Origin of the sequence: Lunatimonas lonarensis, from assembly GCF_000390185.1 — a bacterium.
Taxonomy (GTDB): Bacteria; Bacteroidota; Bacteroidia; order Cytophagales; family Cyclobacteriaceae; genus Lunatimonas; species Lunatimonas lonarensis.
Genome location: NZ_AQHR01000085.1, coordinates 249,552 through 269,633 on the forward strand (window position 1 = coordinate 249,552; position 20,082 = coordinate 269,633).

A 20,082-nucleotide genomic window follows, 5' to 3' on the forward strand; every position below is an offset into this window, starting at 1 on the left:
GGACACATCTAAATCCCAAAAAATCATCAATACGTAAATTTCGGGGAAGCTCACTGAAATTTCATTTCAGTCTTAGTCATTTTTTTTAATTTTTTATTCATTTTTTTGTTTAATCATCTCTAACTAACTAAAAACATTTCTAACCACTCTAGTTACAAAGAACCTAATAGACAAATAACCCCAGACCCACATCACCCAACACATACCGTTTAAAATCGACCAATTTTCCGTAATTTCCCACCCTAAAACCAAATAGCTCTATAATGACTAGACTTTACATCGTATTTTTCACACTTGCCTGGATTTCCTGCGCGGGGCCACAATCCCAACAAGCAGAAATCAATGTGGCCGACGGATGGCGCACGCTCTTTAATGGCAAAGACCTGGAAAACTGGCGCATCAAAATCGCCAAACACGAACTGGATGAAAATTTTGCCAATACATTTCGTGTGGAAGACGGCCTCATGAAAGTACGCTATGACGGGTACGAAGCCTTTGATCGGCAGTACGGCCATATATTCTATGACGAACCGTTTTCCTATTACCTGTACCGCGTAGAGTACCGCTTTGTCGGCGAACAAGCCCCCGAAGGCGAGGGCTGGGCCCTGCGCAACTCGGGCGTCATGCTGCACGGTCAGAAACCCGAAACCATGACCAAAGACCAGGACTTCCCCATCTCCATCGAAGGCCAGCTCCTCGGTGGAGACGGCACCAACAACCGGACTACCTCCAACCTCTGTACACCCGGCACCAACGTGGTGATCGACGACGAACTCTTTACCCCCCACTGCCTGAACTCCAGTTCCAAAACCTACCATGGAGAACAATGGGTAGTGGCTGATTTTCTGGTTCTGGGCGACAGCATCATCCACCATATCCTGGAAGGGGACACGGTATTGACCTACCATAAGCCCCAGATGGGTGGCGGCAACGTCAGCAACCACAATCCAGACGTGAAAAAAGACGGCCAACTCATCTCCGAAGGCTATATCTCCCTGCAAAGCGAGAGCCATCCCATCGACTTTCGTCGGGTGGAGATCTTCGACCTTTCCGGCTACCAAGCGGAGGGGCGATTGGAAGAAGCTCTACGTGCGCTGCGAAAAGCAGAAGGCTACTAAAAAAATTACCCGAGAAGCGGATTCGTTCACTTCTCGGGTAAAACCATTTCATTTAGCGTATTACAAACTACACCCGTACTCCGGTGGTGCCGCCACCTGCCAAGGTGATGTCCACCGGCTTGTTGGATTGCCAGGAACCTGCGGTAAAATCGGGCACGTCGATCGAGTTGGAGCGATTGGCCACTGACCACTCACTTAGCGGCGTTATGGCAGACCAAAGCGCAGCATCGTACACATCCTGATCCAACGGAAGTCCGTTTCGCAGGCAATCGATCATGCGCCAGTCCATCATAAAATCCATGCCTCCATGGCCTCCAATCTGCTTGGCCATCTCCCCTACTTTTCGGACAATCTCCGGCGTATATTTTTCCTGTAACGCCTTCATATCTTCTTCCTTCAACCAGCCATGCCCATCGGATACTCCCTCCTGTGGCCATTTTTGCGCCATGGCCTTGGTGCCGCTTACCAAATGAATGCGGGAATACGGACGTGGAGAAGTCACATCATGCTGAATCATAATAGATCGGCCCTTTTTGGTCTTTACCATGGTGGTGTTCATGTTACCGCGATATCTTTCGTTGGCAAATGAATTGTAATAGGAGTCTTCGGCTGCAAGCTTTTGGGCGTGGGCCTGCATCATAAAGTCCTTGCTGGACAACGAGGTTAGGTAGTCCATCTGATCACCCCGGTTGATATCCATGATTTGGCAGATGGGGCCCAGCCCATGGGTTGGGTATAGGTTTCCATCTCTAAAATTTTCAATCAAACGCCACATTTCCTGATAACCCGACCCCTTTTTGAAATTGAGGTCGATCAGGTCGTGGATATAAGCACCCTCGCCATGAATGATTTCACCAAAATAGCCATCCCGCGCCATGCTCAGGGTCATCAGTTCAAAGAAATCATAGCAGCAGTTTTCGAGCATCATGCAATGCTTCTTGGTACGCTCAGACGTCTCTACCAATTGCCAGCATTCTTCCAGCGTAACGGCAGCGGGCACTTCGGTGGCTGCATGCTTACCGGATTCCATCGCATACACCGCCATAGGGGTATGCCACTGCCAGGGCGTAGCGATGTAGATCAGATCCAGGTCATCCCTATCTACCATCTTCTTCCAGGCATAGGAACTGCCGCTGTAGGTAACAGGTTTGTGAGGGGTGCCCTCTAGACTCTTTACCACCTTATCCACCATTTCTGGACGTAGATCACAAAGGGCTTTGATTTCCACTCCTTCTATTTTGCTTAGCCGATTCACAGCTCCAGGTCCGCGCATGCCCAGCCCAATCACTCCCACCCGGACGGTATTTATCTTTGGTGCTGCAAAGCCGGACATGTTGAATCGCTGATTGTGTTTTCTCAGACTTTGGATCTTAACCTGGTCCAATTGCTCCTGACTGAAGCCACTGATTCCTGCTCCAACCAGTCCCATTCCCGCCAATCCGGATATCTTCAGAAAATCTCTTCTTTTGTTACTCATACTTACTGCTATAAAATTAATGTTATTGGGTTTCCGTAGATCAATTGCTCGGAAGGTAAGGTAAATCGCCAATTCCCCGTCCTCTTTTTACATGAACAGTGCTTATATCTTGAAGAATATTTTCTTTTTGTACAGAAAATAGCACAGGTACCACATGGCTCCCAAAGTCAATAGCGAGTTGATCAACTTCTGGAACGATTCGGGAACACCGATCGCTTCCAAGACGCCCATATTGAAGATTCCCACAAAACCGAAGAGCCACGATCCAAGTACGTTGGCGAATAGATAGATAAAGATCGGGTTCATTCCGACTATAATAAACCCGCGGGTCCAAGATTGCACCTTTTTCATATCCACCAGCCAGTAAAACAACGCCAAGGCAAGCAAGGCCCATCCTCCGGAGGCCAGCACGAAAGAAGTGGTACTGATCCGCTTGATGATCGGCGTCAAGGAGGTCCAGTCCAGGGCATAGCCCAATACCAGACTTGCCAGTCCAGCAAGCGCAAAGACTTTGATTTTCTGGTTATCGTCACGTTGGCTCAGGAGGAAGTTGCCACACATAGCCCCCCAGAGCGTGTGCACGGCAGTAGGTATGCAGTTGATGGCTACCCAACCGCCGCCGTTGATCTTACCCATCAACAACATATCGGTGTAGCTGCCAAAATTTTCACCCTTGACAAAGGGGGCTTCCGGGTTGTATAGTCGATACATCACCTCGGTGAGGATTAGCAGCCCCACGGATACGCCAAGCTGAACCTTCCAAGGCTTTTGCAACAAGAAGTAGGTCAAAAGGATGGTAAAGGAAAGTTGGGTAAGCACGTTCCACAGCTCAAACACCAACTTTTGGCTGTATACGCAATGAAGACCGGTGCCAAACAGAAACAGCAGAAAACAGCGCTTAAGGATGTGCCGGGTGACCTGTGAATTGTCTCCTCCTGCACTTAGGCGCTTATTGAGGGAAAAAGGCATGGCCACGCCCACGATAAACATAAAGAAAGGCTGTATCAAATCCCAAAACCTCAGTCCATTCCAGGGATGGTGGGTAAACTGAATCATCAGGCTGTGTCCGAAGGAATCTTCCGGAAACATGCCGATCAAATGACGGTACAAGAGCGCACTCTCTGCAATCAGCAAGAACATAGTGATGCCCCTGTAAGCATCCAATGAAACCAACCGTTGCTGGCCTGTGAGGTTTGGTGTAGACATGTGGAGGGTAAATCGTTAGTCGCTTCAAAATAGGTTTAGATCAAGCAAATTGACTAATCCGAAGAAAGGTCAACCCTCAAATATACTAGTTCCCGACAAACGCCCAAACAACTTTGCTTGGAATGGCTCAAAATACACCGTTCAGCAGAAAATAATAGGTAAAACTTGGGAAATCCATAAGATATTGCGGCCAAACTGGTATATTCATAAAAAAATACCTATGAGATACCTTTTGCTTTTACTCGCATCGTTTGCAATAGCCTGCACCGGCACAGCTCCCGGTGATCCTACCGAAACCAAAATCACAACAGAAGCCGATGTGAATCAACTGCTTCTCAAAGACCATAAGCCCGTATCCCTTTACAAAAATCAGCACACGCCGGTCAGCAAGGCAAAATTCCCGGTCATCGACATGCATTCCCATACCTATGCCCGCACGGTGGAAGAGTTGGACGCTTGGGTGGTAACCATGGACCGGGTGGGCATAGACAAAACGGTACTGCTAACCTATGAAACCGGTCCGAAATTCGATTCCCTGATGCAGGTGTATTCCCGGCATGAGGGGCGGTTTTTACTTTTCTGTGGATTTGACTATACGGGCTACGACGAGCCGGGATTTGGACCGGCAGCCGTGAAGGAGCTGGAACGCTGCGTAGCCGCCGGAGCGGTGGGTGTAGGCGAACTGGGCGATAAGGGATCCGGATTATTTTACTCCCGGCCTACCAAGGCCTATGGGATGCACGTAAACGATGCCCGCATGAAGCCCCTGCTGGAAAAATGTGCGGAGCTCAATATCCCCATCAATATCCATGTAGCCGAACCTATCTGGATGTACCAACCCATGGATGAAACCAATGACGGCCTGATGAATGCCTTCCGCTGGAGACTGGATGACAAAGAAGGCATCGTAGACCATGCCGGCATGCTGGAAACCCTGGAGGATGCAGTAGCACAAAACCCAAAGACCACCTTTATCGCCTGCCATTACGGTAACTGTTCCTACGACCTGAGCATCGTCGGAAACATGCTGGACAAATACCCCAACCTCTACTTGGACAACAGCGCAAGGTATGCGGAAACAGCCACCATCCCCCGTACCGTAAACAAGTTTTACAGCCGCTATGCCGACCGAATACTCTACGGAACCGACATGGGCAGAAACGAGGCCATGTACCTGACGACCTTTCGGATCATGGAAACGGAAGACGAGCATTTTTACGACAGGGGAATCTCGGGATACCACTGGCCTATGAACGGCTATGGACTGAGTGAAGAGGTATTGAAGAAAGTGTACCACGATAATGCCAAAAAAATGCTGGGGCTTTGAGCCAAGCTATCGTTCCCGGTCAAACGCAGACAGGGATTTTTATGACTGAACTTCCTTCGAATAGCTAAATTTTAATTTTGGCATATTAGGTTTCCTAAGAAGCACAAAAAGCCTTTTTGTATACGATATCTGAAGCTATGCCTAGTATTTCATGATTATTCTTTGTAGGGGCCAAGAAATTTATCTCCATTGAAATGTACTAAATGGTCAGGATTATCTGCTATCCATACTTCTGTCTCCCAAGCTATCTCGGTCATAAATTGCCTAAACTTTTGCCTGTTCAAAAAGGCTGTTACAAAAACAATGTCAGCTTTACAGTCCTTGGTAAGTTTTTGAAGTTGAATTAATCGAAGCTCGCTAATCGGACCCGAAGAGTGAACTGCTTCTATCAAGTAGAGCCAATTCCGTTTCTTTGAATAGGCAATTACATCTGGCAACTCTTCATGTGAAATCTCAAAGAAATTCAGTTCTTCAAGTTTTTCATTTTCTAGGTAAAGATATTTGTCAGAAGTATCTCCTACGTAAAGAACTTCGGCACCGTGTCCATATCTTGGCAAAAAATCTTCTATAATTGCTTTTTGTAGGTCGTTGTGTTCTCCTGCCGAAAAAGTCAATACTCCACCTGAGGGAAGTGTAACATTAACTTTTGCGATTTCCCTTTCCCTTTTCAGTTTTTTGCTTAAAGGCTCTATATTCTTTAACTTTTCCGAGACCATTTTCTCCCAACCCTTTGAGCCAAAACTCCTTAGAAGTTCAGCGTAAGTTGGATTGATTGAGTAGCCACGAGTTGAGTCATTGGTTGCTGAATTTGGGCTTGATTGCAAGACTACTTCTGCAACTGTTAGTAGTTTTAAGTCTTTTCTCCGAATATCATCATAAGAACCTGAACTAATATTTTCTCCAAAATGCTTGTTCAGGTAAATTATAATATCTCTTGTTTTGAGAGCGTATCCACTATTCAAATCTTTTGTTTTTTTGAAGTCTGCAATCTTTTTAATGTCGCCACTTGCTAAAAATGCAATTGCCATTCTTTCCAATCTTCTTGGAGTGGCATCTAAAGGGATCCCAAAAGTATCAAGGATATAAAGCGTGGTATTTATCAGTTCCTGCACCTGTGGTGTTTTTTCACGAAAGGTTTTTGATTTATCGGGACTGATATACTGCTTCATTCTCAAATAATTTTAGTTGTTCGTGTTCTGTGATGATATAGTTATTTTCGGCTTCACCAATCAAATGATTTTTGATGTTTAAAGCCAAATGATATGCAAAATTTGGGGCAACGGCATTGCCAATTTGATTGTATTGATGAGTTTCTGTGCCTGAAAACTCGAACCAATCAGGAAAACTTTGAAGTCTTGCAGCTTCTCGAACTGTGATTCTTCGTCTGCGGCCGTCTTTTAACCTTACTCGGTGCATATCTCCAGTTGCACCTGCTAAATTCCTGCAAGTCAACGTTCTTGCTGGTCTATCTAAATATAAATCTCTTGGATTGATACATTTTGATGCTTTTTCGTAATTCGCAACATACCTGTCCATTGATTCCGTAAAAAACTTAGAATCTTCATCAAATTGAAAGGCAAGCTCGCCCAAGGCTTGACCTGCTGTTACTTTTCGGCTTACCTTTCTCGGAAGATTTATTTTTTGCTTTGAGCCAATAACAATAACACGTTCCCTATTTTGCGGAACCTCAAAGTTAACAGCATTTAAAAGTGCATAGTTTATATAATATCCTAAACTCTCAAGTTCTTCAATCACTTCTTTTAGATACCATTTGTTTTTGTAAAGCATTCCCCGAACATTTTCAAAAAGCAACACTTCTGGGTCAAGCTGTCTTATTGCTGACAAAAAAATCGGAAATCCGTCTCTTGAATCTTTTAAGCCAAGTTGTTTTCCGCCAACACTAAATGGTTGGCAAGGTGGGCCGCCTATTACAATGTCAGCTTTAGGGTATGTTGTCTCAATTGTCAACTTTTCGTTGAAGCACTCACCAATTAAGTTTTTATTGTAAGTATTGGTTGCCTGTTCGTCCATTTCATAGCCAACCGTTTTAAATCCATTTGCCTCAAAACCAAGGGAAAGTCCACCGCAACCCGCAAAAAGGTCAACCACTGTTTTGTTTAAATCAGTGTCAATCCAAGGTTTCAGTTTTTTATTTATTTCTTCCCAATATTCCATGGTCTAAAGGTACGATTTTTTGCTGTGGTTGCGGTTTCTCTGACTTGCATACAACTTGATTATCGGCGCTCCCGACCTAGCGGTTCACCTAACTTACGCCATCGCTGCTTTGCCTTCCTATTTCTCAAATGAGAAAACGCAATTAACGATAAGCTGACACCTAGTAACATCGAGCTAGTTGACGTGAGCGTCCATTCACCGGTAGCCTCTCCACCAACTAACGAATTCAGAACAATTCCGAACGAACCTCCCGCACACGCGAGCAGTACAAATAAAACCATTCTATCTTTTTCCATTTTCCTTAAAGTTAAAGAACAACCTGGATTTCATACAACACCTGCCGGAAAAGAGACGTTCTGCCTGCACCTGCGCAAAGATAAATTCCCAAGCCTAACCTGTAGTCCCTGTTGCAAATTCGGCTGCTTCGGAACCGTTGTACCAAGTGCAGCACCTGATCGACTAAATGTGCTCTTGGTTCTTTTAGCCGAACTTGACCCTAACATTAAAGATAAAACCACTCCACTGAAAAAAAATTTCAGTGGATCATTTTTTACCAAAGCGATTAACAATATTTCTTCAACCACTCCTAATTACTCACGGATTGGACAGCACAATCCTTCGATAAGACGTCAAGGATGGCAAACCGGTATCTTCTACTTCCAAGATAATATGCAGCTCCCTGCCTTTTAGATCGGGCATGGAAAACCGTATTTCGTCGGCATGGGGGGCAGGAAACTGAAGATCTCCGCCCGTACCACCCGCCTCGCGGTAAACCCACCAGTGATACCTCAGCGCGTCCCCGTCCGGATCGTAGCTTCCTTTGGCACTTAGCACCACCTCCGCCGCAACAGGTACCTTGGCCGTTGCCAAAGCTTTGCCCTCGTTTCCATTGAGCACCACCACGGGATTATGGTTGGCTCCCGTAAAATCATCGGCTATGTTCCAATCCATACGGGCGGCAAAGTCGTGCTGGTAGGCTTTTCGGAAGCGCCATATGGTGGCCTGATTCGATGCCTCGATGCGGCCGTCGGGCAGGCGCACCTCGTCTTGGGTATGCACCGAGGAAGTCCAAATACTACCTGCCTCACCAAAGGACCTATACCGCTCGTATCTTCCTCCCCATCCCCCGTAGGTAGGGCTTTTGTACCAAGCCAGTCCATTTTGGATCAACCCGATAAAGGAAGGGGTATCTCCCTCCATGATGTAGTCCGAGGGAAGGTAATTTTCCCCCAGCGGTCCATGCCCTTCCATCACATGTTCCCGCAACCAAGGATTGTCTACCAACTCAAAATAATACCCGGGCCCATTTTTATACCATCGGTCTCCGGATATCCCGGTCCAGGTAGCCTTGTAGTACTCACGCCAATTGTCCCCCGCACTGGCATCTACGATGTAAAAAATGTCGGGGAATTCCTGTCGGATCCAGGGGCCTGCAAAATCCTGGTCGGAAATCGCGTAGACACGGATTTTCTCCACAAAACGCTTCACTTCCTCCTCTGAGCGGGTTTGACGCACTTTCCAAAGGGCCTGAGCCAGGCAGTTGGCCCCACCCCAGACCGATACCCAAAGCGGTCGGGGATCTGATCTATCCACTGCGGCTATCAGCAAGTTGGATCCGGGGGAGTCTTTACCCTCTCCTACCCCATCCATGCTGTACAGCGGCAGATGGGAACGCACCACACCGAGTAGTTCGGCTTCACTTGGATAGCCCGAAGAATGGATATCCAGGTTTTTTTTGACCTTCCCGTAGTCCCGAATCAACTGTTCGATCTTATCCTGACGGGTTAGGTTGCGAAGGTGGGTACTCGTGGTGGCTACGATGCCCTCTATGTCCATTTCGTTGGCATACACCAACAACCGCACCAGAGACTGCTGGTCATCGGGCTCGTTGGTGATGTCCGTCAGTACAAACACCCGTTGTTTTGCGGGCTTTTCATATGCTAGCCGAGTCTGGGCCACAGTCCCACCAACCAAAAACATTAGGTTAATCAAGAAAGCAAATCGGTGAATCGTCGTCATAGGTAGATCGTTTGGTACAGTGTTTTTATCGAGTCAGGCCGCCTTAACCTGACCTAGTCGATTATATCTTCCAAAAGCTGTGCATATGCATCGGCATATTGCTGCATGCCCCAATCGGTGGGGTGGGTGCCGTCAACGGTCGCGTCCATGGAGAGACCAATATCTTCTTTTGAAAGGTAATAGATTTCCTCTACCCCTGCACCCAGCAATTGGGTATAAATATCCTGCGACCAACGGTTTACCTGCCTTACGGCCAACTCCCGCTCTCGGTCCGTGAACGCATCGGAATACCCTGCGTGTTCCACCAGCACGACAGGCGTGTCGGGGTGCACCTCTTTTAGACTTAGCACGGCAGTCTTTAGCCGGGCTTTTACATCCTCCTCAGTCCAATTGGCAGGAACCAAATTGGGGAGGCAATCAAGGATATAGACAGATGCCGGAATCTGATGGATAAACTCCAGTACTTCCGGCTCTAGCCGGCCGTTTCCGGAAAATCCAAGATTAATGACCTCGCGGCCCAACAGTCTGCCCATGATAGCCGGCCAAGCCATACCCGGTCGGGATGCGCATGCGCCCTGCGCGATGGAGGTTCCATAAACCACAATGGGTAAGCTACCTACGCCTCTGGGAAGTACACTCAGATTGGAGGAAGCGGGGACTCCCAACTTCAATTGATCCACTCCATTGTAAAGTGGCAGATAAAGGCGATATCTCCGACCAGCCGATGGAGCAGGATTGACCTTAAAGGTATAGGAAACGGTGTCCCTAAACGAGTAATTTCCTCTTACCCATTGCCAGTTGCCATCTTCGGCCAAAACGTACAGATCCAATCCACTCACTCCGGTCGCCGACATGTGGGGCATTTCCAGGCGGCTGGACGTTGGGATCATCCGGGCGTGTATTTCAGAAGCATCGGTAGTGAAATGTATCTCCAGCCCGGCCGAATGGCGGGAAAGATTCCACACGGCATCCCTTATTTTTCCTTCGGCTTCCGGAGGTAGGCGGTTATCGCCAATCCCGTCAAACCCTTGGGCATGGATACTGTGGGAAAAATCAAGAGGATCTATCCAACTAAGGTTCTGCTGGGACAGTGCAGGACTGGTTAAAAATGCAATAACCACCAAAAGGGCAAGGACGGCACTAGTATAGCTTGTCTTCATAAGAAAAACATGATAAGATTAACAAGTTCGGTTATTTACAGGGAAATATCAAACCATCGACTCTATACCTAACACTACGTCTAAAAAGTACCCTACAAGCTCAGAAGACGGTTGACTAGCTTATCAAAGGACGGGCTCAATCCGATTGGATTTCAAAAAAATTCCGCATCAGCAACGCTTCTATCAAGGCAGTTTGTTTGGTCTGCCAATTGTTTGGATAGTTTTCCAAGGCGTTCTTGGCGTGCAATCGAGCCCTTTCGGAGTCGCCAACCTTGTCGTAAATTACAGCTGCTAAAAATTGATTAAAATAATAGTCGCCCAGCTGCAACGATTTTTCCATGTATTGCAAGGCGTTGTTTTCATTTTCAGCCAAAAGGTGAAAATCCTCCCAGCCTACAGATTTGGGGTCAGAAAAATCAAGATTATCAGGCAGCTCCAATTGGTGATAGGCCAACATCGTGGCCGACAGCATTTCTAAAGAGCGTTTAGTTCTGGGGTACATCCTACTATTAAAATAGGTTCTAAAAAATAAGGGAACCTGTGTTTTTTGCCGTAGTCCCTTTTTCGCAGTCCGCAATAGTCTTTTCTCAATATTCCTACTACCATTAAAAAAACAGGTAATTTCCCCCTGCGGGTTTAAAAAGAAAAAGTTAGAGGACACAAAATAATTCGACAAGACTGTTTCTTCGTTATTTTCCAGTACCACAAAGGTGCTGTCAATACCTAAATGCATAAGCTCACCAATCGATTGAGCTTTTAGCCCATTCTCATGACCATATGCCACATTAATGAACCGAGCGTTCATAAATTCACCGATCTCACGGTTTGTCCCCAGTCGTTGATAAGTCATCATAGAATACCCGCAGTGGGTAGTTCCGAACATAACAAACAAATGCTTGTCCTCTGAAGATGCCTTTTTAAGAGCGTCCTTTAGTGTTAGCGGTTCAAAATATACCCCTTGACCCTTTGCGCCAAGACACATAAGAATCAGGATAGCAGTTACAGAAAAAAATCTGCCCATTCTCTATTCATTTTGGCAAAACAGAAGCCCGCTAGTAGCCCGGTTTCCCCATTCAATCCTAAAATTGCTCCAAAATTCGAATGCGCTTTTCGATCGGAGGATGGGTGGCAAACAGCCCTGTTATCATACTCATCATTCCGGAGGAATTGTCCGGCCTATTCTCGATAAACATTTCCGCCACATCATCACTTTTAACGGTACTCACCCGGTAATTACCCGAAATTTTCCGCAATGCCGATGCCAATGCCCGGGGGTTTTTCGTCATTTCAGCGGCTCCGCTATCTGCCATATACTCGCGCTTACGGGAAATCGCAAAGCGAAACAGCATACTTAATAGAAACGCAACAAAAGCGATGACCATCGCGATCAAAACTGCCTTGTTGTCCTTACTGTCCCTTCGTCTGTGTCCGCCATATAGCATGCTTCGAAACAGTAATTGGGCAACAAACGAAAAAATCCCGACAAAAATCACGCAGATAATGAGAAGCCTAACGTCCTTGTTTCGGATATGCATCAACTCATGGGCGATCACACCCTCCAGTTCCTCGTCGTTTAATTTCTCGATTATTCCGCGTGTAAGCGTTACCGTGTAGGTTTTTTCGTTGATGCCACTGGCAAAGGCATTAAGGGCAGGATCTTCGATAATATGGATTTTGGGCATCCGCATTCCCTTGCTCATACATAGGTTTTCCACAAGGTTGTACACCCGCATATTTTCCTTCCTCTCCAGGGGCCGGGATCCTGCCGCGCTGTTGATCATCTTGCTATGAAACAAAAAGGCCACCAAAAACCAAACAGCCACGGCAATCAGCACGCCGGGGATGGTTTGGATAAATAATTCGTCAATGTCGTATATATACCCTGAATCCGGTGGAGGTGCCGTCAAATACAAAAACGTATAAACTGCCCCTAGAATTAGTATTGGAAAACCAAGAAGGAGGAGAAATGAACGGGTATTGTTGCGCCGAATCTGGGTATGAATACCGATGTATGTTGACATAAACCCTTAAAATTTGATCTCAGGTGCTTTATCCATGCGATCCCTCTCCGATCCACCTAGGTCGAACATAGGCTCGGTATGAAACCCAAACATCCCCGCAATCAAATTCGCCGGAAAACTCTGAACAGCCACATTGTATTCCTTTGTAGCCGAATTAAAAAACCTCCTTACCGCCGCCAGCTTGTTTTCCACATCTGAAATTTCGGACTGAAGCTGCATAAAATTGGTATTGGCCTTCAGATCGGGATAGGCTTCCACTTGGATGCGCAATCCCTGAAGTGCCGTTCCGAGCTCCTGTTCCGCAGCGATTTTGCCTTCTATACTGCTGGCATTCATCGCCCGGGATCGGGCTTCTGTCACTCGAGTAAGGACGCCGGCCTCGTGCTCCATGTAGCCTTTTACCGTACTTACCAACTGTGGGATCAGGTCGTGGCGTTGCTTCAACTGCACGTCAATATCCGCAAATGCATTTTCCCGGTTGTTCTTAAGGGCTACCAACCTGTTGTATAGCGAAATGACAAAAAGTGCCAACACAACGACGACGATGATTACAATCCATGTAGTGCTCATAGGGTTCGTTTTTTTAAACTAAATCTAAAATTAGACAATAATGGACACATACACCAATCTGTGGTGCATTTAAATTCAATGCTTTGTTTTTATATTTGGAAAAACTATACGAAGCTATCCATGAAAAAGTTTATCGGACCTGTAGTACTTGGGCTTGTGTTGATTTTGTCCATCGGAATATGGTGGCGATATTATTTTGTTTTTGCCGACGGAGTAAAGGCCGGTAACCTCAATTATTTCGAGAAAAAGGGGTTTCTATTCAAGACCTGGGAAGGCCGCCTCGTTCAGGACGGATTTCAGAGTCCCAACCCCGGAGCTCTGCAAAGCAATGAGTTTCGTTTTAGCGTCGTTCATGATTCGGTGGCCCTACTCTTGGAACGATCCAGTGGACAGTTTGTCGAACTTCGCTATAAGGAGTATCTCAATCCGCTCCCTTGGCGTGGAGCCAGTAAGTATGTCGTAACCGAGGTGTTGGAACTAGGCGATTCAGAGCGAAGGACACTTCCGTTTCGCTAGATTAAAATCAGAAAACAACCAGTTTGCCCTGTCAACGCAGCCGGGTATTTACAGAGTATCCTTGGTTCGGGAAAACCTATTGACCCGCCTTTAAAAAGAACCAGACTGTTTTTTTTTATGTCTTCGTGAAAAAACCAAAATTTTCTCCGATACGAAAAAATCGGTTTGGGGCCTGCTTTCCAAGTTTCAACCAAGGAAGCAGAGCATATCCTTTATAGCCATAAAGCCAATTTTTTTCGAAACAAAATAATTTTTTCGCTGTTCTTCTTGCGAATATAGTTGCAAACAAGCGGATTTAATCAGAGGAAGATAGTTCTCTATCTCTTGTAGAAAGAGTGTTGGCGATTAGGAAGGTAGTCGGGTGATCCAATGTAAGCTTATTGTACGTATATAGACAATGAAAAGTCTGGGGCGCATAAAGTTGAGCAGCCAAAGGCGGACAAGCGTAAAATTGCCGTCATACAGGCTGTTGGAAATCTGACGTACGAAGTTGATCTTAAATGTAGGGATTTCCCGTCCGAAGAGAATCTTCCTGCCTTGTATTACGAAAACCCACAGCGAGTTGTGACCACGGAAAAACTGGTATGGATAAATGAAATCGAGCCTGCATACCGGTCAGGCAGGCATGAGGATCACGTCAAATACTGGCATGCCCCGATAGCTATCGGGGAATATATGCGAGATTCCATCCCGATAAACCGGGACAAGTTGTGACCGCTGAAAAACAATTATTGACCCATGAAAAGAATGGGACAGATCATAATAAAAATTCTATTGCTTTGGGATAATGAATAATAGACTAGTTAATTAACAAATAACAAAATACAATTATGAAAGACGTTCAATCTGGTAGAATCGATTCTTACAGAAGAGATTTTCTACGAAAAACGGGTGCAATAGGTATAATGAGCACATTTGGAATTGGCTTTTTTACGGGTTGTGCGGAGGATACAGATCCCACGGGTCGCAACCCTACTACGACCCCACCTACTAGTGGAACCAATGGGATAACCGTTGCCAACAACGTGGTAACCGTTGATTTGGCGGTAGCCACGGCATTGGCGGAAGCTGGCGGATGGACGTTAATCCCACAAGCTAGGGTATTGTTGGTAAATACAGGCTCTAACAACATAAATGCATTGACATCGGTCTGTACGCACAGTGGATGTGATAGAAATTGGACATTTTCAAACAACCGGTTTACGTGTACCTGTCATAATTCAAGATTCAACACCGATGGATCATTGGTAAATGGGCCGGCTGCAAGTCCGCTAAGGACGTACACGGTAACACGTAATGGTAACATCGTAACCGTAAATTTGTCATCATGAGTAGGGAGAGACGCCGGATCGGCCTTCAATTAGTCGCCTTGCTGATGCTGATTTGTTCTGAGGCGTATTGCCAAGCCTACAAATCAGAAAAGGGACAAATTGAATTCATTTCCGAAGCCCCGCTCAATTCGTTTACTGGAAAGTCGTCGTCCCTGAAGGGATTGATGGATTTTGATAAAAATCTTCTGGATTTCTACCTGGATCTGAACACCCTAAAAACAGGAATAGGACTCCGAGATCGGCATATGCGGGAAAATTACCTGGAGACTGACAAGTTTCCTTTTGCCGAGTTTACCGGAAAACTCGAAACCCTTCCCACCCTCGAAGAAGGAAAACAAATCGAGGTAATGGCCATTGGAAAGTTTAAGATCCACGGGGTGGAGAAGGATTTAAAAGTGCCGGGTATTTTGACCAAAAAAAACAAGCAGCTAAATCTTCAAGCAAACTTCAGTATTTTACTGGGTGATTTCGACATAGCTGTTCCTAAAGTCGTATTTTACGAGCTTGCAGAGGAACAGCTCGTGCGGATCAACGCCGATTTCGCAATGCCCTAAACCCATTTACTATGTATAGGTACGCCGTCGTATTCGTGATGTTATTGTTATCCAGGGAAGTAGCCATTGGCCAGCTGAGCCGTGAACTGGAGAGTCCCTCACAAGAAGTGGATCTGATATTTCATGCCCCGCGACAAATAAACTTGTTCACTGTGGAGCCGGTAGACCGGGGCAATCTCCACTTTGCGATCATGCATACATTCGGAACAATCGATAATGGGGCGCGGGATTTATTTGGATTGGACAATGGCGCAAACATCCAATTCAGCCTGGAATACGGTCTGTCGGAGAAAGCTTCAATCGGTATGGCGAGACAAAGCCGGGATAAGATGTACACGGTTTATGGCCGGTACCATCTTTTAAAGCAAACAATGGATAACCGGATGCCCCTTTCACTCTCCGTTATGGGTGGTACATCGGTCAATTCGTCTGATTACAGCTTTTTGATCGGGGGAGAACCAACGTTTTCCGAACGAACTTCCTACGCCCTGCAATGGATGATCGCACGGAAATTCTCCAACCGGATCAGTGTACAGATCAGCCCCATGGCTGCATACTTTGTCGACCCCAATCCTATTTTTTTTATTGAAGGAGATCAGAATTTATACACAGCCTTGGGCATCAGCGGAAAATACAAACTGACCGGAAAAACTTCGCTGACGGGTCAATGGATCGGAAATCTAAACAATCAATTGCGCAATAATGTGGGTGTGGGTATTGATCTGGAAGCAGGAGGGCATGTATTCCAACTATATTTTGTCACCTCGCCATTTTTAACGGAAACCTACTTGTTGGCAGGAGGTAACGGCAGGCCTGGCGATCAGTTTCGCCTCGGATTCAATGTGAACCGGGTATTTGGGTACAGTCGGTAAATACGGAATAAACCAAGGCCTCCAAACGGGACCGGTGCGAAGCAAGCTAAACAGGGTACAACGATGGCAACCTAGGCGATTTTGGGCGTCCAACTGGAGTACGTACAACCCGATGAACGCGAACAATTTAGGAACGTTTAAAACCTAAAAGATGAACCCAATTCCCATCTCAATCCGATTTCCCTCACTGCTTCCATCAGGCAAAGCATGTGCGTTCCACCGAAACTGATAATTGGATTTGATAACCATATTTCTACGTGGATTAAAATTGGCACCCAGCGTTAGGGAGGTAAGATCGGTTTGATTCATCGGGACATCCTGTAACAATGGATGAATGTCTGCATGGGTATTCAGGAGCTCCAGCCTCACAAAAACAGGTAGCTGGAACTCATGCTTTCGGAACAGCCCATTGGTTTTCTTTGTGTCACCCTCTTTTTTTGAGGTAGCCAGAAGCGGCAGAATATTGTAACTGGTTTCAACATATCCACCATAAACCTGCTGTCCCATTACTTGCGTATTGTCCAAAAAGCGGTAAATTCTGTCCGTATTCTTCATTTGTCCGTAGGTTCCCAAAAACATGAAATTCCAGTTTCCTCGCTTATGTCGAACATAGGTGCTGAATAGGCGTGTTTGGGCATCTACGCCGACCAGCCCCTCTCCCATAGCAACCCGCTTATCTTTGCCCATCGTAGTAAAGAGGCCACTGACAGAAAACTCCGTGTCTTCCATCCCGTGGTACACCAATTTTGGATTAAATACAAATGAGCCAAAATTAAACCGCAGCGCATTATCGCGGCCCCGTCTGATCCAGGTCGCCCCGTTTAGGTTTTCCAAATCCAAGCCCTGAAAAACACCCATGCTCCACTTCAAATTCTCCTTTAGCGTTCCATAAAAGGTTACACCTAGATCAATCCACTGGGAAGGAATAATAAGCCTCTCTGCCTCTGGCCTGTTTACACTGTAAAACATTATGGGCTCATCGTTATTATTGATAAACCCGATACCCGGCTGATGGGTGCCTACCCGTATGTTAAATCTTTCGTCGAGCAAAAAGTCAAGAAAAAACTCCGGAAGGTATTCGAAGTCGTTTTCCATGCTGCCATCATTGAGAAATTCCGCAAAAAACTCTCCATACACCACCAACCAATTGACTGGCTTCCACGCAGCGTAGGCGACAAATCGCTGCAGATTGGTGTAGTACAGTTCCAAGTCACTTGATCCTCTATTTTTCGATCCGCTGTAGTTCACGTAGTTCGTCTCACCAAAGCCTGAAAAAGTGAACTTCGCATCCGTAAAATAGATCTTCGATGCCGCTATGGGCAAACCACTTTGGGTTTCGTAGGTAAGCGTGTCCACCAACTTCCTCCTTTTCGAATCGGTAGGATCGTCTTGTGCAAAAGTGTCAATACAGAGTCGGAAAAAGGAGAAACAAACCAACAAACAAAACTTAGGGGTCATACCGGTGATTTTTTCACAAAAGTGAAAGCTCTAAGCTTAAGATCTCCTTAAAGAACCTAAAATTGCCCTTAAAATAGAGGGCAGATCTTCCAAACTACAGATTAACGGGGAATACCAACGTGAACCTGTTGCTTTCTGGCTCTTTGGCCACATAGATGATCTCTCCCCGATGTAACGCTGCAATTTTTTGCACCAGTACCAATCCCAACCCGAAGCCCTTGGTGCCATAGCTGTTGGATCCACGAAAAAAATGCTGAAACAGAAACTTTTGGTCTTTTTCGTCCAGTGTTTTTCCTTTGTTGGTGAAATGGATGTTCAATCGATCTGCGTTTCCCGTCAGCACTACCTCCGCTTGGCGGTTTTCGCTAAAAGCAATACAATTTGTCATCAGGTTTGAAATTGCAGCCCGCATCAAGCGTGAATTACCAAGGATGGTGAGGAGTTTCTCATCATCCATCACTTCTCCATATCGAATGGAGAAATGGAAGTCGGGGTAGAGGTTCCTAAACTCATCGGCAAGGTCAAAAATCAGTTCATCCATTCGAATGGGTTCATCGGCCATGCTGCTTCCTGACTCAGCCTTTGAGATTTCAAGCAACACATTCACCATTTCTCCTAAACTTTTCGTGCCTTCTTTCTGGCTCGAAACCAACTTCTTTATCTCTGCCAAGTTGGACTCCCCCTCGATTTTTTCAAAGTTGGTAACCAATACGGCAATAGGTGTTTTCAACTCATGGGAAATGTGATGGATGGCGTGTTTTTGAAATGCAAATGCCTCATGCAACCTATCCATCAGCTCATTGTATCTATTTACGAGGATGTCGATCTCGTAACTGCTTTCGCCCACTGAAATAGCCCGTTCTTTGTCCTGAATCCGAACCAGCTTCATTCGCTCGGCTAACTGGGTGATAGGGTTGGAAATCCGTTCCGAAAGATAAACCGACACGACGATCACCACTAGGCCAATGCCGAAAAATGCCCCCCAAAGCACTTTCCTCAAAAAAACCAGCTTGGAATAGCCAAATGCATCGTACGCTTTACTTATACCAAAATACTTATTTTCGTCAAACTCAAAATATACGCCCACGAGATCGTACAACCCATCTTTTGTTTCAATCCATGGGCTATCGCTCGAAAGATTCGCCAGGATCTGCTCAGGCTGCTCGATAGACGTATCATCCAGGCTTTCGTAGATCAACTCACGCTCTTCATTGAAAATCAACAGCTTTTCGTCGTATATTTTTTGGATGGATACCTCTTCAAGCGACGCCAAAATATCGCTATCCATTCGGCGTATTTCACTCAAAAAATGGAGAGTAGTGGTGATTTTCTCCAACTGTCGCTGCTGAAACTCCTCCTCCCTGTACTCGGCAAATAGTGTGTAGATAAAAAACAACGTCAGCCCGGTGAGTAAGATCACCGTTAATGAGAAATAAACCAGTATTTTTTTTCGGAGACTCACGAGCTTACCTGTTCGGCTCCCTTCTTATTTCCACATCTTTTGTCAGCGTCCAAGTAGTAACCATACCCAACCCTCGTTCGGATGGTTTCCTTCCCAAAGGGCTTGTCAAGTTTATTTCGAAGAAAATTGATATAAACTTCAATTGTATTGGTATTGGTCTCCATTACTGTACCCCATATTTCGGTGATAAGGTCCTTCTTGGATACCAAATCACCCTTCGCTGCGAGCAGACGGTAAAGAATCTGGTACTCTCGTGGCGTGAAATTTATTTCAGTACCATCCCTCGTTACCTTTTTTGATTGCTTATCCAAAACGATATCATCAAAAACCAACCGCTTTTCCAAACCGAAATCTTCCATAGAGATCGTAGCCCGCTTTAAAAGTACCTGGCTTTTCAACATCAGCTCTCTCATATAGAAAGGCTTGGTCATGTAGTCATCGGCACCGGAACCATACCCTTTCACCTTATCTTCCAGCTCATCAAAAGCTGTCAAAATAAGAACAGGTACCTTCTGATTATGGGAACGATAGGCCTGGCATAAATCGAAGCCATTTTTGCCCGGAAGATTTACATCCATTACAACTAATGCATAATCCCTCCTTTGCAACATCCTTTCCGCCAATTGTCCGTCAAAAACTGTCTCTACGGTATAGCCCTCTTGGAGGAAAGCATCACGAATATTGGCATTGAGTACAGGGTCGTCTTCTATAAGCAAAATAGGCTTCATTCGAATTCCACTGTTTGGTCTGCCCGCAATATACAAAAATCACCCAGCACAGCCGTCCAAATGGTTGAAGATGGCGAGGGTCATTTTA

General features: G+C 45.9%; 18 protein-coding genes. 6 read left to right on the forward strand and 12 right to left on the reverse strand.

Annotated elements, in window-relative coordinates:
• The first annotated feature begins 263 nt into the window (after positions 1–263).
• Positions 264–1,118 (forward strand): 3-keto-disaccharide hydrolase, encoded by an 855-nt coding sequence (locus tag ADIS_RS13795; RefSeq protein WP_010855175.1) that lies wholly within the window; start codon positions 264–266, stop codon positions 1,116–1,118.
• A gap of 67 nt (positions 1,119–1,185) precedes the next feature.
• On the opposite strand, the gene ADIS_RS13800 is transcribed toward ADIS_RS13795, so the two are convergent.
• Together ADIS_RS13800 and ADIS_RS13805 are read right to left on the reverse strand one after the other, a co-directional pair.
• Positions 1,186–2,595 (reverse strand): Gfo/Idh/MocA family protein, encoded by a 1,410-nt coding sequence (locus ADIS_RS13800; protein WP_035806002.1) that lies wholly within the window; start codon positions 2,593–2,595, stop codon positions 1,186–1,188.
• Positions 2,596–2,697: 102 nt separating this feature from the next.
• Positions 2,698–3,801, reverse strand: a complete 1,104-nt coding sequence (locus ADIS_RS13805; protein ID WP_010855177.1) for an acyltransferase family protein — start codon at positions 3,799–3,801, stop codon at positions 2,698–2,700.
• A gap of 220 nt (positions 3,802–4,021) precedes the next feature.
• Between ADIS_RS13805 and ADIS_RS13810 the strand changes: the two genes are divergently transcribed.
• A complete protein-coding gene (locus ADIS_RS13810) occupies positions 4,022–5,128 on the forward strand; it encodes an amidohydrolase family protein (protein WP_051113322.1) in 1,107 nt (368 codons plus the stop codon).
• A 155-nt stretch (positions 5,129–5,283) separates the two neighbouring features.
• On the opposite strand, the gene ADIS_RS13815 is transcribed toward ADIS_RS13810, so the two are convergent.
• The 7 genes from ADIS_RS13815 to ADIS_RS13845 all read right to left on the reverse strand — a co-directional run bounded on the left by ADIS_RS13815 (position 5,284) and on the right by ADIS_RS13845 (position 13,073).
• A complete protein-coding gene (locus tag ADIS_RS13815) occupies positions 5,284–6,297 on the reverse strand; it encodes a BsuBI/PstI family type II restriction endonuclease (protein ID WP_035806003.1) in 1,014 nt (337 codons plus the stop codon).
• A complete protein-coding gene (locus ADIS_RS13820) occupies positions 6,272–7,303 on the reverse strand; it encodes a DNA cytosine methyltransferase (protein ID WP_010855179.1) in 1,032 nt (343 codons plus the stop codon). The genes ADIS_RS13815 and ADIS_RS13820 overlap by 26 nt, the downstream gene beginning before the upstream one ends.
• Positions 7,304–7,897: 594 nt before the next feature.
• Positions 7,898–9,322: a DUF1593 domain-containing protein gene (locus ADIS_RS13825; RefSeq protein WP_035806004.1), complete on the reverse strand. Its 1,425-nt coding sequence runs from the start codon at positions 9,320–9,322 to the stop codon at positions 7,898–7,900.
• 53 nt (positions 9,323–9,375) lie between these two features.
• Positions 9,376–10,482 (reverse strand): SGNH/GDSL hydrolase family protein, encoded by a 1,107-nt coding sequence (locus ADIS_RS13830; RefSeq protein ID WP_010855182.1) that lies wholly within the window; start codon positions 10,480–10,482, stop codon positions 9,376–9,378.
• Between the two features lie 136 nt (positions 10,483–10,618).
• On the reverse strand, positions 10,619–11,503 hold the full coding sequence (locus tag ADIS_RS13835) for a DUF255 domain-containing protein (RefSeq protein ID WP_035806007.1): 885 nt from the start codon (positions 11,501–11,503) through the stop codon (positions 10,619–10,621).
• Positions 11,504–11,561: 58 nt separating this feature from the next.
• Complete coding sequence (locus tag ADIS_RS13840) at positions 11,562–12,503, reverse strand: M48 family metallopeptidase (protein WP_010855184.1); 942 nt, start codon at positions 12,501–12,503, stop codon at positions 11,562–11,564.
• Between the two features lie 6 nt (positions 12,504–12,509).
• The gene (locus ADIS_RS13845) at positions 12,510–13,073 is read right to left on the reverse strand and encodes a LemA family protein (protein ID WP_010855185.1); all 564 of its coding nucleotides are present in this window, start codon (positions 13,071–13,073) and stop codon (positions 12,510–12,512) included.
• 120 nt (positions 13,074–13,193) lie between these two features.
• Between ADIS_RS13845 and ADIS_RS13850 the strand changes: the two genes are divergently transcribed.
• From ADIS_RS13850 to ADIS_RS13865, 4 genes are all read left to right on the forward strand, one after another.
• On the forward strand, positions 13,194–13,589 hold the full coding sequence (locus tag ADIS_RS13850) for a hypothetical protein (RefSeq protein ID WP_010855186.1): 396 nt from the start codon (positions 13,194–13,196) through the stop codon (positions 13,587–13,589).
• A gap of 905 nt (positions 13,590–14,494) precedes the next feature.
• Positions 14,495–14,920 carry a Rieske (2Fe-2S) protein gene (locus ADIS_RS13855; RefSeq protein ID WP_238325437.1) on the forward strand — a complete coding sequence of 142 codons (426 nt, stop codon included), beginning with the start codon at positions 14,495–14,497 and terminating at the stop codon, positions 14,918–14,920.
• On the forward strand, positions 14,917–15,474 hold the full coding sequence (locus ADIS_RS13860; protein WP_238325438.1) for a YceI family protein: 558 nt from the start codon (positions 14,917–14,919) through the stop codon (positions 15,472–15,474). The genes ADIS_RS13855 and ADIS_RS13860 overlap by 4 nt, the downstream gene beginning before the upstream one ends.
• Positions 15,475–15,485: 11 nt before the next feature.
• The gene (locus ADIS_RS13865) at positions 15,486–16,346 is read left to right on the forward strand and encodes a DUF5777 family beta-barrel protein (protein ID WP_035806011.1); all 861 of its coding nucleotides are present in this window, start codon (positions 15,486–15,488) and stop codon (positions 16,344–16,346) included.
• 144 nt (positions 16,347–16,490) lie between these two features.
• Here ADIS_RS13865 and ADIS_RS13870 read toward each other — a convergent pair whose 3' ends face one another.
• The 3 genes from ADIS_RS13870 to ADIS_RS13880 all read right to left on the reverse strand — a co-directional run bounded on the left by ADIS_RS13870 (position 16,491) and on the right by ADIS_RS13880 (position 19,994).
• Positions 16,491–17,804, reverse strand: coding sequence for a hypothetical protein (locus tag ADIS_RS13870; protein ID WP_010855191.1), 1,314 nt, complete (start codon positions 17,802–17,804; stop codon positions 16,491–16,493).
• A gap of 94 nt (positions 17,805–17,898) precedes the next feature.
• Positions 17,899–19,266, reverse strand: a complete 1,368-nt coding sequence (locus tag ADIS_RS13875) for a sensor histidine kinase (RefSeq protein WP_010855192.1) — start codon at positions 19,264–19,266, stop codon at positions 17,899–17,901.
• On the reverse strand, positions 19,263–19,994 hold the full coding sequence (locus ADIS_RS13880) for a response regulator transcription factor (protein ID WP_010855193.1): 732 nt from the start codon (positions 19,992–19,994) through the stop codon (positions 19,263–19,265). The genes ADIS_RS13875 and ADIS_RS13880 overlap by 4 nt, the downstream gene beginning before the upstream one ends.
• Positions 19,995–20,082 lie beyond the last annotated feature (88 nt).

What these genes read in the sequence shown, in the direction of transcription:
- ADIS_RS13825 (WP_035806004.1), bottom strand. Translation starts at nt 9,322, where the DNA reads ATGACGACGATTCACCGATTTGCTTTCTTGATTAACCTAATGTTTTTG.
- ADIS_RS13840 (WP_010855184.1), bottom strand. Translation starts at nt 12,503, where the DNA reads ATGTCAACATACATCGGTATTCATACCCAGATTCGGCGCAACAATACC.
- ADIS_RS13855 (WP_238325437.1), top strand. Translation starts at nt 14,495, where the DNA reads ATGAGCACATTTGGAATTGGCTTTTTTACGGGTTGTGCGGAGGATACA.
- ADIS_RS13850 (WP_010855186.1), top strand. Translation starts at nt 13,194, where the DNA reads ATGAAAAAGTTTATCGGACCTGTAGTACTTGGGCTTGTGTTGATTTTG.
- ADIS_RS13845 (WP_010855185.1), bottom strand. Translation starts at nt 13,073, where the DNA reads ATGAGCACTACATGGATTGTAATCATCGTCGTCGTTGTGTTGGCACTT.
- ADIS_RS13830 (WP_010855182.1), bottom strand. Translation starts at nt 10,482, where the DNA reads ATGAAGACAAGCTATACTAGTGCCGTCCTTGCCCTTTTGGTGGTTATT.
- ADIS_RS13795 (WP_010855175.1), top strand. Translation starts at nt 264, where the DNA reads ATGACTAGACTTTACATCGTATTTTTCACACTTGCCTGGATTTCCTGC.
- ADIS_RS13800 (WP_035806002.1), bottom strand. Translation starts at nt 2,595, where the DNA reads ATGAGTAACAAAAGAAGAGATTTTCTGAAGATATCCGGATTGGCGGGA.
- ADIS_RS13860 (WP_238325438.1), top strand. Translation starts at nt 14,917, where the DNA reads ATGAGTAGGGAGAGACGCCGGATCGGCCTTCAATTAGTCGCCTTGCTG.
- ADIS_RS13865 (WP_035806011.1), top strand. Translation starts at nt 15,486, where the DNA reads ATGTATAGGTACGCCGTCGTATTCGTGATGTTATTGTTATCCAGGGAA.
- ADIS_RS13815 (WP_035806003.1), bottom strand. Translation starts at nt 6,297, where the DNA reads ATGAAGCAGTATATCAGTCCCGATAAATCAAAAACCTTTCGTGAAAAA.
- ADIS_RS13810 (WP_051113322.1), top strand. Translation starts at nt 4,022, where the DNA reads ATGAGATACCTTTTGCTTTTACTCGCATCGTTTGCAATAGCCTGCACC.
- ADIS_RS13805 (WP_010855177.1), bottom strand. Translation starts at nt 3,801, where the DNA reads ATGTCTACACCAAACCTCACAGGCCAGCAACGGTTGGTTTCATTGGAT.
- ADIS_RS13870 (WP_010855191.1), bottom strand. Translation starts at nt 17,804, where the DNA reads ATGACCCCTAAGTTTTGTTTGTTGGTTTGTTTCTCCTTTTTCCGACTC.
- ADIS_RS13880 (WP_010855193.1), bottom strand. Translation starts at nt 19,994, where the DNA reads ATGAAGCCTATTTTGCTTATAGAAGACGACCCTGTACTCAATGCCAAT.
- ADIS_RS13820 (WP_010855179.1), bottom strand. Translation starts at nt 7,303, where the DNA reads ATGGAATATTGGGAAGAAATAAATAAAAAACTGAAACCTTGGATTGAC.
- ADIS_RS13835 (WP_035806007.1), bottom strand. Translation starts at nt 11,503, where the DNA reads ATGGGCAGATTTTTTTCTGTAACTGCTATCCTGATTCTTATGTGTCTT.